Here is a 14,844-nt window from a genome sequence, read left to right as displayed (position 1 = left end):
GCCCGGCTTTTTTATTGAGTAAAAATCGTGAATACACTCGAACAAACCATCGGCAATACCCCACTGGTCAAACTTCAGCGTCTGGGACCGGACAACGGCAGCGAAGTGTGGGTCAAACTCGAAGGCAATAATCCGGCCGGCTCGGTGAAAGATCGCGCCGCGCTGTCGATGATCGTCGAAGCGGAAAAGCGCGGCGAAATTCAGCCCGGCGACGTGCTGATCGAAGCGACCAGCGGCAACACCGGTATTGCGCTGGCGATGATCGCCGCGCTGAAAGGCTACCGGATGAAGCTGCTGATGCCCGACAACATGAGCCAGGAGCGTCGGGCCGCGATGCGCGCTTACGGCGCCGAGCTTATCCTGGTCAGCAAAGAGCAAGGGATGGAGGGTGCCCGCGACCTGGCTCTGGAGATGGCCCAGCGCGGAGAAGGCAAACTGCTCGATCAGTTTAACAACCCGGATAACCCCTACGCCCACTACACCACCACCGGGCCGGAAATCTGGCAGCAGACCGCGGGGCGTATCACCCACTTTGTCTCCAGTATGGGGACCACCGGCACCATTACCGGCGTGTCACGTTTTCTGCGTGAACAGAGTAAACCGGTGACCATTGTTGGCCTGCAGCCGGAGGAGGGGAGCAGTATTCCCGGGATCCGCCGCTGGCCGGCAGAGTATATGCCGGGGATCTTTAACGCTTCGCTGGTGGATACGGTGCTGGATATTCATCAGCAGGATGCCGAGAACACCATGCGTCAGCTGGCGGTGCGGGAAGGCATTTTCTGCGGCGTCAGTTCGGGCGGCGCGGTAGCGGGCGCGTTACGCATAGCCCGCGAAAATCCTGGCGCGGTGGTGGTGGCGATTGTCTGCGATCGCGGCGATCGTTACCTTTCCACCGGCGTCTTCGGCGAAGAACACTTTAGCCAGGGGGCGGGCATTTAATCATCAAGCAGGTCGGTGCCGTAGGAGTTATCGACGGTGCACAGCCAGCGTTCGCCCTGCTTCTGAAAGACATAGGTGGCGCGTCGCGTAACCTGGGATATCCCGTCCGCCGTCGGGATATCCAGCCGGGTCTCCATAATCACCAGCGCATTGCCGCCGCCTTCAATAACCTCCATTTTCCCCTGAGTCACCACCAGTCGGTGCTGGAAATAGTCGGCAATGGCGATAAAGGCTTTGCGGATATTCTCTTTCCCTCTGACCACCATGCCCGGTTTGACGACCAGCGCGGCGTCTTCTGCGTAATAACTCATCAGGGTATCGTAATCTTCCTGCGAGATAGCGCGATCGCAGGCTTCAATGACCGCTTTCAGTGCCGGGTCAGCGTGATGCATCTCTGGTGCTCCTTGTTGTGAGCGATTTGTCCGCCTCGGCGATCAGGGCATGCAGGTAAGACTAGCCTGCTGTCGTTTATTTTTCATTAATTTGTCGGCAGCTGCCATCACTCCCCGATACGTTCGGTGGACTGCCTGCGTCAGGGGGCGTCTAAGGCCTGCGCAATATCGGCCGCCAGGCGGGAAATCTCAGCGTCACTCAGACGGCCCAGCGACAGGCGTAGCCCGTGGGAGGGCGTCCGGATGCCAAACACCTCTCCCTCCCGGACCAGCCAGCCGGCGCGGGCCAGGCGTAAGGCGTAGGGCTGGCTCGCCGCTGTCAGCGGCAGCCAGAAATTGAGGCCATCCCCTGGCGTAGCATGGCTGAAGCCGTGCCGGGCCAGCGCCGCCGCCAGTTTCTCATTCTGCTGGCGATAGTGACGACGGGTCTCCGTCATCGAGGCGATAAACGCCTCGTCGGTCAGGCAGGCCAGCGTCAGGTCCTGCAGCAGATGGCTGACCCACTGGCTGCCGGCGTTAAGCCGCAGGCGCAGCGCCGCTGAAGTAGCGGCATCGCTGGCGATAAAGGCCAGCCGTAGGTCTGGTCCGAGGGTTTTTGACATCGAGCGCACCAGCGCCCAGCGTTGGGTGCTTGCAGGAAGAGGGGAGTGCCATGGCGTGGCCGACAGCAGGGCAAAATGGTCATCAACAATCGCCAGTACCTGCGGATAGCGGGCTAGCACCTCCCGCAGAGCATGCGCCCGGGTTTCCGTCAGGCTACAGCCGGTAGGATTATGCGCGCGCGGGGTTAAGATCACCGCCCGTGCTCCGTTGCGTAACGCCTCCTCCAGGCCGTCAGGATCCATCCCTTCGGCATCCACCGCCACCGGGCAGGGGGTAAAACCGGCGTAACGCACCATATTGATGCTGCTGAGAAAACAGGGATCTTCCACCACAACGCCGTCGCCGGGGAGCAGCAGAGCGCACAGCAGGCGCTCCAGGGCGTCTATCGCCCCGCTGGCGAGATTCACCGCAAAGGGAACGGCTATCTCTCTGGCAAACCACGCCTCGGCCCATTGGCCAAGCCGCGGCTCGATGGGCGCATCGCCATACAGGCGGGGCGTGCGGGCAATCTGGCCCAGATAGCGGGGTAAATCAGGCAGTCTGGCCGGATCCGGATTGCCGCTGGAGATATCGTTCAGCGGGGTCGTTGGGTCACCTCCCTCCAGCGCCGGCAGTGTGTCCCGCGCTTTAATGGCTGTACCGTTGCGTCCCTGACTGACGGCCAGCCCGGAGGTCACCAGCCGTTTATAGGCGGCGGCGACAGTGTTGCGATTCACTGCAAGCTGGCTGGCGAGTTCACGTACCGGCGGCAGAACCTCTCCGGGCTGCAACCCGCCGCTCTGCACCAGATGGCGGATGTTATCGAAGATTTCGCTGGCGGTTTTTCCGGCTAACATTATTGACCTATGACAAAATGGAATTTAGCATAGGACGAATCATAATCAGTGCGTGACCCGCTGTCCAGCGGGGGGAGAAAAGATGGGCCAGCAGGATGATATACAATCAGTGCTCTTTCACGACAAAAGCCGGGCGTCGGAAGTGGATATCGTCGCCGTGCAGTCGCAGGTAGTCTATGGCAGCGTCGGCAACAGCATCGCGGTTCCGGCGATTAAACAGCATGGTCTGCGCGTGCTGGCGGTGCCGACGGTGCTGTTCAGTAATACGCCCCATTATGAGACGTTCTATGGCGGCATTATTCCGGAAGAGTGGTTTGTCGGGTATCTGCAGGCGCTGGAGGAGCGCGACGCGCTGCGCGAACTGCGTGCGGTCACCACCGGCTATATGGGCAGCGCAGTGCAAATCGAACGCCTGGCGCAGTGGCTGACGCGCGTACGGGCCCGCCATCCCGGGTTGTGCATTCTGGTGGATCCGGTCATCGGCGATGTCGACAGCGGCATCTATGTCAAGGCTGAGATCCCGGACGCCTATCGTCAGCACCTGCTGCCGCTGGCGCAAGGGATCACCCCCAATCTGTTCGAACTGGAGACGCTGAGCGGCCAGCGCTGTCGCGATCGGCAGGAGGCGGTCGCCGCGGCGCGAAGCCTGCTGTCGGACACCCTCAAATGGGTGGTGATCACCAGCGCGCCGGGAGAGGCCGATTCGACGATCAATGTGCTGGTGGTGACGGCCGATGCAGTGGAAGTGGTGGTTCACCCGCGGGTGGAGACAGACTTAAAAGGAACCGGCGATCTGTTCTGCGCGGAGCTGGTGAGCGGGTTGCTTTCCGGCCTGGCGCTGGGGGCAGCGACGCAGGCTGCTGCCCAGCGCGTGCTGGAGGTGATGAACTGGACTGCCGCCCAGGGTTGTGACGAATTGATCCTACCGCCGCTGGAGCAAAGCAGATGAAAAGCTATCGGTTAGTGATCCGCCAGCAGGGACGCATTGTTGGTCATTTTGATACGACAGGTGAGGCGGCGCTGGAGGATGCCTGCGTGGCGCGGTCGCTGTTCGGCCTGGCCGGTGGATATCAGTGCGAACTGCTGGTCGCTGACAGCGAGCGGCGAATTCTGGAGAGCACCCCGGAGGGATTGCGCGTCTTGTCTCGCGAGAAGTGCTATCGTCCGGTAACCTGCGCGGTATAAAAAAATGGCGCCTTTCGGCGCCATTTTTATGCAGCAAGCATTACTTCTTGATGCGGATTACCGGGGTTTCACCCACGGTCACGCTACCGGACAGTTTGATCAGCTCTTTGATCTCGTCCATGTTGGAGATAACCACCGGCGTCAGAGTCGACTTGGCTTTCTCTTCCAGCAGCGGCAGATCAAATTCGATAACCGGATCGCCGACTTTCACGCGCTGACCTTCTTCAGCGATACGCTTGAAGCCTTCGCCTTTCAGTTCAACGGTATCAATACCGAAGTGAACGAACAGCTCGATGCCGCTATCAGATTCAATAGAGAACGCGTGGTTGGTTTCGAAAATTTTACCAATGGTACCGTCTACCGGCGCGACCATTTTGTTGCCAGTCGGTTTGATGGCAATCCCATCGCCCACAATTTTTTCCGCAAAAACCACATCCGGCACGTCTTCAATGTTGACGATCTCACCGGAGAGGGGAGCAACAATCTCAATAGTTCCGGTGTCTTTCTTGTCATCAGAAACCAGAGATTTCAATTTATCAAACAAACCCATGATCTTCTCCTAAGCAGTAATTTGGGCCGCGCATCTCGTGGATTAGCAGATTGTTTTTTCTTCAATGAACTTGTTAACCAGCGTCATTAACTCGTCCGTTGTCGGTTGAGCAAGAGCCTGCTCTGCTAATACTTTCGCATCTTCGAAGTTCGTATTACGAATAATCTTCTTGATGCGCGGGATGGAAATGGCGCTCATAGAGAATTCGTCCAGCCCCATACCCAGCAACAGAAGTGTAGCACGTTCATCGCCCGCAAGCTCACCGCACATGCCAGTCCATTTACCTTCAGCGTGAGAAGCATCAATAACTTGCTTAATCAGATTCAGTACAGACGGTGACATCGGCTGGTAAAGATGTGAAATCATGTCATTACCACGGTCAACTGCCAGAGTATATTGCGTTAAATCATTGGTGCCGATACTAAAGAAATCAACTTCTTTGGCCAGATGACGAGCAATAGTCGCCGCAGCCGGTGTTTCCACCATCACGCCGATCTCAATGGATTCGTCAAATGCTTTACCTTCGTCACGCAGTTCCTGTTTGTAGATTTCGATCTCTTTCTTCAGCGCACGCACTTCTTCAACAGAGATGATCATCGGGAACATAATGCGCAGCTTACCGAAAGCGGAGGCACGCAGGATGGCGCGAACCTGGTCGCGCAGGATCTCTTTACGATCCATCGCAATACGCACGGCACGCCAGCCGAGGAACGGGTTCTCTTCTTTCGGGAAGTTCATGTACGGCAGCTCTTTGTCGCCGCCGATATCCATGGTACGGACGATAACGGCCTGAGACCCACAGGCCTCAGCCACCGCTTTATAAGCCGCAAACTGTTCTTCTTCAGTTGGCAGCGCGTCACGGTCCATGAACAGGAATTCGGTACGATACAGACCTACGCCTTCGGCGCCGTTGCGCTCAGCACCTTCGACATCGCGAACGGTACCAATGTTGGCGCAGACTTCAACCTGATGGCCGTCGAGGGTAATCGCCGGCAGATCTTTCAGTTTCGCCAGTTCGGCTTTTTCTTCCGCAACCTGAGCCTGCAGACTACGCAGCGCTTCAATTTGCTCGTTAGACGGGTTGATCAGAACCTGGTTGTTCACCGCGTCGAGAATCAGATAGTCGCCGTTTTTCACCTGCGCCGTGATGCTGCCGGTGCCCACGATGGCCGGCAATTCCAGGGAACGCGCCATGATAGAGGTGTGGGAGGTACGACCGCCCGCATCGGTGATGAAACCCAGCACTTTTTTCAGGTTCAGCTGTGCGGTTTCAGACGGGGTCAGATCGGCGGCGACGAGGATGACTTCATCCTGAATCGCACTCAGATCGATGATTGCCAGACCAAGGATGTTGCGCAGCAGGCGCTTACCGATATCACGTACGTCAGCCGCACGTTCTTTCAGGTATTCATCATCCAGCTCTTCCAGGGCAGTGGCCTGACCGTCGATAACTTCATTGGCTGCCGCGTCGGCAGTCATGTGCTTATCTTTAATCAGGGCTATGATTTCCTGCTCAAGCTCCTCATCTTCCAGCAGCATAATATGCCCTTCGAAGATGGCTTCTTTTTCTTCACCGAAAGTTTCACCAGCTTTGGTTTTGATGACCTCCAGCTGGGCGGAGGCCTTGGCGCGGCCGCTCAGGAAACGTTCGACTTCCTGATCAACCTTATCGGCAGAAATTTTCTTCCGGTCGATGACAATTTCATCTTCCTTCAGCAGCAATGCTTTGCCGAAGGCGATACCCGGGGATGCTAAAATGCCTGAAATCATAACCCTACCTTACTTGTGACTGATATGAAAAAGAACCCGTGAACTTACTCGAGTTCAGCCATCAGTTTAACCAGATGCTCAACAGCTTTCTGCTCATCTTCGCCTTCAGCGGAGAGGGTCACTACGGTGCCCTGGGTCAGGCCCAGAGTCTGCAGTTTGAACAGGCTTTTGGCGCTGGCGCTTTTGCCGTTGGAGGTTACAGTGATCTCAGAAGTGAAGCCTTTAGCTTCTTTAACAAACTGAGCAGCAGGGCGGGTGTGCAGACCGTTCGGAGCGGTAATGGTAACTTCTTGCTGGAACATTATATTTCCCCAACTTATAGGTTTAGTGTTGTGGACCTAAAGTCTAGTCTAACGACTCGACTTTAGCCTGTATTGTTAGCGCCGGCGTTACGTTTCCGGCCTTGGCGTCGGCAGCGCCTGGCGCTGCGAAGACCTGCGGGCCATTGACGTCTAGCACGTCATTAAACATTATGCCGCGAAAGGAAGACTTGAACCAAATCATAAAATCGATTCAGCTGGCGGAAATCCTCTTCTGAATAATTTCGCGCATCAAAATAAATGTGCTGGTTAAATACCAGACCCTACGAGGTGAATCAATGCCAGGAGGGGTAAAACTTTGACGTGTGCCACAAAAAAGCACCCGAAAAGGTGCTTTTTTACACATTATTTACAAGCTGGCACTACTGTTGCAGCTCTTTCTCAGTGAAGAGATCGGCGAACAGCGCGGTGCTTAAATAACGCTCACCTGAGGAAGGCAGGATAACCACAATATTCTTATTGGTAAAGGCCTCATCTTCCTGCAGCTTCAGCGCGGCGGCAACGGCGGCCCCGGAAGAGATACCCGCCAGGATGCCTTCTTCTTCCATCAGGCGGCGCGCCGTGGAGATAGCTTCCTCGTTGGTAATGCCGATCACTTTGTCGACCAGCTTCAGATCCAGGTTGCCAGGAATGAAGCCGGCGCCGATACCCTGAATTTTGTGCGGACCCGGCTTGAGCTCTTCCCCCGCCAGCGCCTGGGCGATCACCGGGGAATCGGTCGGTTCAACGGCGACGGTGATCAGATCTTTTTTACCTTTGGTGTTTTTGATATAGCGGCTGACGCCGGTCAGCGTTCCGCCGGTACCTACGCCGGAGATAAACACATCCACCTGACCATCGGTATCTTCCCAGATTTCCGGGCCGGTAGTCTTCTCGTGGATTTCCGGGTTAGCCGGGTTGCTGAACTGCTGCAGCAGCAGGAATTGTTCCGGGTTGCTGGCGACAATCTCTTCCGCTTTCTGGATAGCGCCTTTCATGCCTTTGGCGCCTTCGGTCAGCACCAGGTTGGCGCCCAGGGCTTTCAGCAGCTTACGACGCTCGATGCTCATGGTTTCCGGCATGGTTAGCGTCAGTTTGTAGCCGCGGGCCGCCGCCACGTAGGCGAGGGCGATACCGGTGTTGCCGCTGGTCGGCTCGACCAGTTCCACGCCAGGTTTCAGAACGCCGCGCTTTTCAGCATCCCAGATCATATTGGCGCCGATACGGCATTTTACGCTAAAGCTCGGGTTACGAGATTCTACCTTTGCCAGGATACGGCCATTACCGATGCGGTTCAGTCGTACCAGCGGCGTATGACCGATAGTCAGGGAGTTGTCTTCAAAAATCTTACTCATGGCCCGTCCTTAACTGTATGAAATTTGGGGGTACGGCATCAGCATACCCGCTTAAAGAATATGCGGAAGTAAGGATTTAGCATATCTATATGCGGAAGGGAAATAATGATAAGCAAGAAGGAATAAGCGCGATATAAGGGAGCGGCCTTTGCCGCCCCCAAGTGAAGGTGTTACCGCTATTTCCAGCTGGCGTGTCTATCGCGATAGCAATCGACCCACATGGCGGTGGCGCCGCAGATAGCCACCGGGAGGATCACCAGGTTTAACACCGGGATCATTGTGAACAGGCTGGTGAGCGCCCCAAACTGCATATTCATCACTTTGCGACTGCGCAGCGCTTCGCGCATGGTTTTGAAGGGAACCTTGTGATTATCAAAGGGATAATCACAGTATTGAATCGCCAGCATCCATGCGCTGAACAGGAACCAGAGTACCGGGGCTACCGTCTGGCCAACGCCGGGAATAAAGTAGAGCAGCAACAGCACGATGGCGCGCGGCAGATACCAGGCCAGCTTCTGCCACTCACGCTTCATAATCCGCGGAATATCTTTCATGATGCCAAAGACGCCGACGTCCGGCGGGGTAGCGCCGGTCAGGCGCGCTTCCAGCTGTTCCGCCAGCAGGCCGCTGAACGGCGCGGCTATCCAGTTGGCGATCGTCGAAAAGAAGTAGCCAAACACCAGCAGGATTGAGAGCACTACCACCGGCCACAGCAGGTAGTTTAGCCACTGCAGCCAGTCCGGCACATGGCTCATCAGCGAGGGGATCCAGCTGCCGAGACGGGTAAACAGCCACCAGAAGGCAGCGCCCATCAGCAGCACGTTAACCAGTAAAGGCAGGAAGACATAACGCCGTATGCCCGGCAGCCCGATGAGTTTCCAGCCCTGCGAAAAATAATAAACGCCGCTGCGCGGGGTCGGTGCGGATGATGAAACCATAGCCAGGCATTGCTCCTTTTTTAACATCCGGTGTGAATGCTCGCTTATTTTATCGGGTCGTCAGACAATAACCAGTTAGGAAATGTTCGAAAAAACAGCAAAAAGCACGATTTAGTTCATCTTTATGTGGTGAAAGCGACCGACGCACTTGCACTTGAGGTAATCGGCAAATACTCTTAGTGAGTAAATGTTTGCCGTGGTGGCAAGGTGTTAGAACAACAGAGAATATAATGATGCAGGATTTGCGTCTGATATTAATCATTGTTGGCGCGATCGCCATAATCGCTTTACTGGTACATGGTTTCTGGACCAGCCGTAAAGAACGTTCTTCGATGTTTCGCGATCGCCCACTGAAACGTATGAAGTCGCGCGACGATGAGTCGGAAAACGACGACTTTGATGATAATGTTGAAGGCGTAGGAGAAGTCCGCGTTCATCCGGTGACTCACGCCCCGCACGGCGCGCATGGGGAGAATGAAGCCCCTCGTCAGGCGCCGCAGCACCAGTACCAGCCGCCTTACGAGCGCCAGATGCAGCAGCCTGCGCGTCCTGAAGAACCGGTTCGCCAGCCGCCGCAGCCGCCGCGCCAGGCCCCGGTTCCACCGCAGCAACAGCCTGCGCCGCATGCGGCTCCGCAGACTGGCTGGCAACAGCCGCAACCTGCGCAGCCGCCCGTACAACCGCAACACCAGCCGCAGCCTGTTGTGCAGCAGACTGTCGCGCCGCAACCGGTGACGCCGACCGTCGCTCAGCCGCAGCCAGCCGCCCCGCAGCAGCCTGCGCCACAGCCTGTTGCCGCGTCGCAGCCCGCCGTCGCGGAACCGCAGCCGGTAGAGCCGCAGCAGCCCGCCGCGCCGCAGCCGAAAGAGCGCAAAGAGACGGTCATTGTGATGAACGTCGCCGCGCATCATGGCGCCCAGCTTAACGGTGAAGTGCTGATCAACAGTATCCAGCAGGCCGGCTTTAAGTTTGGTGAAATGAATATTTTCCACCGCCACCTAAGTCCGGACGGCAGCGGTCCGGTGTTGTTCAGTCTGGCCAACATGGTGAAACCGGGAACCTTCAATCCGGACAGCATGGCGGATATGATGACCCCTGGGGTGACTATCTTTATGCAGGTCCCTTCCTACGGCGATGAACTGCAGAACTTCAAGCTGATGCTGCAGTCTGCGCAGTATATCGCTGACGAAGTGGGCGGCGTGGTGCTTGACGATCAGCGTCGCATGATGACGCCGCAAAAACTGCGTGAATACCAGGATCGTATTCGCGAAGTGAAAGACGCGAACGCCTGACGTTCCGCGTTAACTCAATCCTTTCTCAACCCCCGCCTGTCGGGGGTTTTTTATCATTGATGGTGTGATATGGAACCAATCGAACAACAACTGACTGAACTGCGAACCACGCTTCGCCATCATGAATATCTGTACCACGTTATGGACGCGCCGGAAGTGCCGGATGCGGAATATGACCGCCTGATGCGCAAGCTGCGCGAGCTGGAGAGCCAGCACCCGGAGCTGATTACCCCGGATTCGCCAACACAGAGGGTGGGGGCGGCGCCACTCACCGCCTTTAGCCAGATCCGCCATGAAGTGCCGATGCTGTCGCTGGATAACGTGTTTGACGAAGAGAGCTTTCTCGCCTTCAACAAGCGGGTACAGGATCGCCTGAAAAGCACAGATCATCTTACCTACTGCTGCGAGCTTAAGCTCGACGGCCTCGCGGTGAGCATTCTCTACGAAAACGGCGTGTTGGTGCAGGCGGCAACCCGCGGCGACGGCACCACCGGCGAAGATATTACCTCTAACGTGCGAACTATTCGCGCCATCCCCCTCAAGCTGCATGGCGAGAATATTCCTGCACGCCTTGAGGTACGTGGGGAAGTGTTCCTCCCGCAGGCCGGGTTTGAAAAAATCAATGAGGAAGCTCGCCGCACCGGCGGGAAAGTGTTTGCTAACCCGCGTAATGCGGCAGCGGGTTCGCTGCGCCAGCTCGATCCGCGCATCACTGCGAAGCGACCGCTTACTTTCTTCTGCTACGGCGTGGGCGTGCTGGAGGGCGGCGAGCTGCCGGCCAGCCACTCGGCTCGGTTGCTGCAGTTCAAAGCATGGGGGCTGCCGGTGAGCGATCGCGTCACCCTGTGCCATACCCCCGAGGAAGTGCTTACTTACTATCGTAAAGTCGAGGAAGAGCGTCCCCACCTGGGCTTTGACATTGATGGCGTGGTGATCAAAGTCGATTCGCTGGCGCTGCAGGAACAGCTGGGTTTCGTCGCCCGCGCGCCGCGCTGGGCCGTGGCCTTTAAGTTCCCGGCACAGGAGCAGATGACCTTCGTCCGGGACGTGGAGTTCCAGGTGGGCCGCACCGGGGCGATTACGCCGGTGGCGCGTCTGGAGCCGGTCCATGTTGCCGGCGTGTTGGTGAGCAATGCCACCCTGCATAATGCCGATGAAATTGAACGCTTAGGCTTGAAAATCGGCGACAAGGTGGTGATTCGCCGGGCAGGCGATGTGATCCCGCAGGTGGTTAACGTGGTGCTTTCCGAGCGTCCGGCGGATGCCCGGGATGTCGTCTTCCCGACCCACTGTCCTGTATGTCAGTCAGACGTTGAACGGGTGGAAGGCGAGGCGGTAGCCCGCTGTACGGGCGGCCTGATCTGCGGCGCGCAGCGCAAAGAGTCGCTCAAGCACTTCGTCTCCCGTCGCGCGCTCGACGTTGACGGCATGGGCGACAAGATCATCGACCAGCTGGTGGAGAAAGAGTACGTCCATACCCCGGCGGATCTGTTCCGGCTGACGGCGGGGAAACTGACCGGGCTGGATCGGATGGGGCCGAAGTCCGCGCAAAACGTAGTCAACGCCCTCGAGAAAGCCAAAGAGACGACCTTCGCACGCTTCCTCTACGCCTTAGGTATTCGCGAGGTAGGAGAAGCGACGGCGGCGGGCCTGGCGGCGCATTTCGGCACTCTCGAAGCCCTGGAGCAGGCTTCCATTGAGGAGCTACAGAAAGTCCCTGATGTCGGCATCGTCGTCGCTACCCATACCTTCAACTTCTTTGCCGAAGAGAGCAACCGCGATGTCATTGCGCAACTGCTGGCGGAGGGGGTTCGCTGGCCTGCGCCGGTGGTGGTGAAGGCGGAAGAGATTGATAGCCCGTTTGCAGGCAAAACCGTGGTCCTTACCGGCAGCCTCAGCCAGCTGTCGCGCGATGACGCCAAAGCGCGTCTGGTGGCGCTGGGGGCGAAGGTGGCAGGCAGCGTGTCGAAGAAAACCGACCTGGTGATTGCCGGCGAAGCGGCGGGGTCTAAGCTGGCGAAAGCGCAGGAGCTGGGCATCGAGGTGATTGACGAAGCCGAAATGATGCGTCTGCTGGGAGAATAACGTGGATAAAGCGCAGCTGGTCGAGATAGCCAATACCGAAATGCCGTTCGGTAAATACAAGGGACGTCGCTTAATCGATGTCCCGGAAGAGTATTTATTGTGGTTCGCGCGTAAGGATCAATTCCCTGCCGGGCATCTTGGCGAGCTGATGGCGTTGACCCTGCTGATTAAAACTGAGGGGCTGAGCGATCTGGTCCAGCCCCTGAAGAAAGCGCGTTAGGCTTTGGCCGCGTTGGCCTTTTCCTCAGCGAGACGCGCATCGGTTTGCTGCTTGTAGCGCCGCGCCAGCACCGCGCAGACCATCAGCTGGATTTGGTGGAAGATCATCAACGGCAGCACCATGATGCCGAGGATGGAGGTCGGGAAGAGAATATTGGCCATCGGAATGCCGTTGGCCAGGCTCTTTTTCGAACCGCAGAAGACGATGGTAATCTCATCGGCTTTGTTAAAGCCGCAGCGGCGGGCGACAAAGACGTTGACCGCGATGACGATGGCCAGCAGCACCAGGCTGACCACCACGATAAACAGCAGCGATCCCAGACCGACTTTATGCCAGATGCCATTCACCACCGCCTCGCTAAAGGCGGAGTAAACCACCAGCAGAATCGAGGTCTGGTCGGTCTTACCAATCCACTTCTTATGCTTCGCCACCCAGTCGCCAATCCACGGCCGCGATAAGTGACCGAGCACGAAAGGCAGCAGCAGCTGCAGCATAATTTTACCGACCTGCTCCAGACTGCCGCCTGCGCCGTGAAGGTTCATCAGGACCCCCACCAGTAGCGGGGAAACAAAGATCCCCAGCAGGCTGGAGGCCGAGGCTGAGCAAACCGCAGCCGCGACGTTGCCCCCGGCCAGCGAAGTAAAGGCGATAGCGGATTGCACGGTGGCCGGCAGAATGCACAGATAGATAAAGCCGCTGTAGAGCATCGGATCGACATTCACCGGCGCACACCAGGCAAACAGAACCCCGAGTAGCGGGAAGAGAATAAAGGTGCTGCACATCACCCAGAGATGCAAACGCCAGTGGCTGCCGCCGGCGATAATCGCCTCCCGGGAGAGTTTAGCGCCATGCATAAAGAACAGCAGCGCGATGGCGGCGGTGGTCAGATGTTCAAAGAAAGGGACGAAAGCGCCACGGGCCGGGAAGAATGAGGCCAGCAGGACAACGGTGATTAGCGTGGCCGTAAACGGATCGAGAATACGGAAAAGTTTCATAAACGCTCCTGAAAAGAGATGCGCTATTGTGCTTTTTTTCATTTGAGAAATAAAATTGATTTATTGCATCTATTCATGAATAAAAAAGATGAATTACTCTCTGCGTCAGTTAAAAGTATTTGTCACCGTCGCCCGGGCCAGAAGCTTCAGCCGGGCAGGGGAGATGATTGGCTTAAGTCAGTCGGCCGTCAGCCATAGCGTCAAGGAGCTGGAGCATCAGACCGGCGTCCGTCTGCTCGACCGTACTACTCGCGAAGTGGTGCTCACCGAGGCGGGTCAGCAGCTGGCGGGCAGGCTGGAACGTTTGCTTGATGAGTTGACGATTACCCTGCGTGACGCCGGGCGGGTAGGCCAGCAGCTGAGCGGCACCGTCAAGGTCGCCGCCAGTCAGACGATTTCCGCCCACCTTATTCCGCAGTGTATTGCTCACAGCAATCGTCGTTATCCCGATATCGATTTTGTGCTGCACGATCGGCCCCAGCAGTGGGTGCTGGAGAGTATCCGCCAGGGGGAAGTGGATTTTGGCATCGTGATTGATCCGGGCCCGGCGGCAGACCTTCAGTGTGAAGTGGTTCTGGCGGAACCATTTTTGCTGCTCTGCCGGGAGGATCATCCTTTTGCCAGCCTGACAGAAGTGCCGTGGCAGGCGCTGCAGGATGAAAGGCTAATCCTGCAGGATTATGCGTCCGGCAGCCGCCCGCTGATCGATGCGGCCCTCAGCAGACTGGCTATCCGGGCGAACATCGTCCAGGAGATTGGCCACCCGGCAACGCTGTTTCCGATGGTAGAATCGGGAATTGGCATCAGCGTTCTGCCGGCGCTGGCGCTACCGTTACCGCAGGGGAGCCATCTGACGGTGAAACGGCTGACTCCGGTGATGGAGCGGCAGCTGATGCTGGCATGCAGGAAAAATCGCTCGCTGTCGACCGCCGCTCAGGCGTTATGGGAAATTGTGCGTGAAGAAGGGGAGAATTTAACCGCCGCCAGGGTTGAAGATCCGCTATATCAGCGCTGACAGGGGGGATTGCTGCGGAGGGACTCGTGGCAGGGCCATGTTCCGCGCATAGCAAAAAGGCGCCTTTAGGGCGCCTTTTTACATTGGTGGGTCGTGCAGGATGACTCGGCTTCGCCTCGCCCTTCGGGCCGTCGCCGCAAGCGGCTCCGTTGTCTCACTGCGTTCGACCCGAACCTGCTGCAGAGAAACTCGTCTCATCCTGAGACTCGCCCTGCGGGCCAACGCTGCCGCGTTGTTCAAAATTGTTCCCGACAATTTTGTCGAATCGTTGAGTTCTGCGCATAGCAAAAAGGCGCCTTTAGGGCGCCTTTTTACATTGGTGGGTCGTGCAGGATTCGAACCTGCGACCAATTGATTAAAAGTCAACTGC

The 14,844-nt window shown here is 57.2% G+C and carries 15 protein-coding genes and 1 other RNA gene; 7 read left to right on the top strand and 9 right to left on the bottom strand.

Annotation, left to right across the window (positions count from 1 at the left end):
- Positions 1–27 precede the first annotated feature (27 nt).
- Positions 28–939 carry a cysteine synthase CysM gene (gene cysM, locus RRF55_RS12580; RefSeq protein WP_004145610.1) on the top strand — a complete coding sequence of 304 codons (912 nt, stop codon included), beginning with the start codon at positions 28–30 and terminating at the stop codon, positions 937–939.
- On the opposite strand, the gene RRF55_RS12575 is transcribed toward cysM, so the two are convergent.
- Together RRF55_RS12575 and ptsJ are read right to left on the bottom strand one after the other, a co-directional pair.
- Positions 936–1,331: a YybH family protein gene (locus RRF55_RS12575; RefSeq protein ID WP_004174913.1), complete on the bottom strand. Its 396-nt coding sequence runs from the start codon at positions 1,329–1,331 to the stop codon at positions 936–938. The two genes, cysM and RRF55_RS12575, sit on opposite strands and share 4 nt — an antisense overlap.
- 140 nt (positions 1,332–1,471) lie before the next feature.
- Complete coding sequence (ptsJ, locus tag RRF55_RS12570; protein WP_016947274.1) at positions 1,472–2,770, bottom strand: transcriptional regulator PtsJ; 1,299 nt, start codon at positions 2,768–2,770, stop codon at positions 1,472–1,474.
- 82 nt (positions 2,771–2,852) lie between these two features.
- Here ptsJ and pdxK point away from each other — a divergent pair, with 82 nt between their 5' ends.
- A complete protein-coding gene (pdxK, locus tag RRF55_RS12565) occupies positions 2,853–3,719 on the top strand; it encodes a pyridoxine/pyridoxal/pyridoxamine kinase (protein ID WP_004174917.1) in 867 nt (288 codons plus the stop codon).
- On the top strand, positions 3,716–3,955 hold the full coding sequence (locus tag RRF55_RS12560) for a hypothetical protein (protein ID WP_002913605.1): 240 nt from the start codon (positions 3,716–3,718) through the stop codon (positions 3,953–3,955). The genes pdxK and RRF55_RS12560 overlap by 4 nt, the downstream gene beginning before the upstream one ends.
- Positions 3,956–3,995: 40 nt before the next feature.
- Here the strand turns inward: RRF55_RS12560 and crr are convergent, their stop codons facing one another.
- The 5 genes from crr to cysZ form a co-directional block, all read right to left on the bottom strand.
- A complete protein-coding gene (gene crr / locus RRF55_RS12555; protein WP_000522253.1) occupies positions 3,996–4,505 on the bottom strand; it encodes a PTS glucose transporter subunit IIA in 510 nt (169 codons plus the stop codon).
- Between the two features lie 42 nt (positions 4,506–4,547).
- Entirely contained in the window at positions 4,548–6,275 is a 1,728-nt protein-coding gene (gene ptsI, locus RRF55_RS12550; RefSeq protein WP_002913506.1) for a phosphoenolpyruvate-protein phosphotransferase PtsI, read from the bottom strand.
- A 44-nt stretch (positions 6,276–6,319) separates the two neighbouring features.
- A complete protein-coding gene (gene ptsH / locus RRF55_RS12545; RefSeq protein WP_002913505.1) occupies positions 6,320–6,577 on the bottom strand; it encodes a phosphocarrier protein Hpr in 258 nt (85 codons plus the stop codon).
- A gap of 380 nt (positions 6,578–6,957) precedes the next feature.
- The gene (gene cysK / locus RRF55_RS12540) at positions 6,958–7,929 is read right to left on the bottom strand and encodes a cysteine synthase A (RefSeq protein WP_002913498.1); all 972 of its coding nucleotides are present in this window, start codon (positions 7,927–7,929) and stop codon (positions 6,958–6,960) included.
- A 176-nt stretch (positions 7,930–8,105) separates the two neighbouring features.
- Entirely contained in the window at positions 8,106–8,867 is a 762-nt protein-coding gene (cysZ, locus tag RRF55_RS12535) for a sulfate transporter CysZ (RefSeq protein ID WP_004174922.1), read from the bottom strand.
- Positions 8,868–9,097: 230 nt separating this feature from the next.
- Here cysZ and zipA point away from each other — a divergent pair, with 230 nt between their 5' ends.
- From zipA to RRF55_RS12520, 3 genes are all read left to right on the top strand, one after another.
- Complete coding sequence (zipA, locus tag RRF55_RS12530) at positions 9,098–10,159, top strand: cell division protein ZipA (RefSeq protein ID WP_064153617.1); 1,062 nt, start codon at positions 9,098–9,100, stop codon at positions 10,157–10,159.
- A gap of 69 nt (positions 10,160–10,228) precedes the next feature.
- Positions 10,229–12,244, top strand: a complete 2,016-nt coding sequence (gene ligA / locus RRF55_RS12525; RefSeq protein ID WP_004180820.1) for an NAD-dependent DNA ligase LigA — start codon at positions 10,229–10,231, stop codon at positions 12,242–12,244.
- A 1-nt stretch (position 12,245) separates the two neighbouring features.
- Complete coding sequence (locus RRF55_RS12520; RefSeq protein ID WP_002913440.1) at positions 12,246–12,464, top strand: DUF3820 family protein; 219 nt, start codon at positions 12,246–12,248, stop codon at positions 12,462–12,464.
- Here RRF55_RS12520 and RRF55_RS12515 read toward each other — a convergent pair.
- Entirely contained in the window at positions 12,461–13,459 is a 999-nt protein-coding gene (locus RRF55_RS12515; RefSeq protein WP_064153619.1) for a bile acid:sodium symporter family protein, read from the bottom strand. The two genes, RRF55_RS12520 and RRF55_RS12515, sit on opposite strands and share 4 nt — an antisense overlap.
- A gap of 88 nt (positions 13,460–13,547) precedes the next feature.
- Between RRF55_RS12515 and RRF55_RS12510 the strand changes: the two genes are divergently transcribed.
- Positions 13,548–14,474, top strand: a complete 927-nt coding sequence (locus tag RRF55_RS12510; protein WP_002913438.1) for a LysR family transcriptional regulator — start codon at positions 13,548–13,550, stop codon at positions 14,472–14,474.
- An 84-nt stretch (positions 14,475–14,558) separates the two neighbouring features.
- Here the strand turns inward: RRF55_RS12510 and RRF55_RS12505 are convergent.
- Positions 14,559–14,696, bottom strand: a non-coding RNA gene (locus RRF55_RS12505) — RtT sRNA.
- Positions 14,697–14,844 lie beyond the last annotated feature (148 nt).

Origin of the sequence: Klebsiella sp. K47 (genome assembly GCF_051858335.1) — a bacterium.
Classification (GTDB): Bacteria; Pseudomonadota; Gammaproteobacteria; order Enterobacterales; family Enterobacteriaceae; genus Klebsiella; species Klebsiella pneumoniae.
The sequence above is the reverse complement of the archived record's forward strand: the minus strand, read 5'-3'. Positions and strand labels throughout refer to the sequence as shown.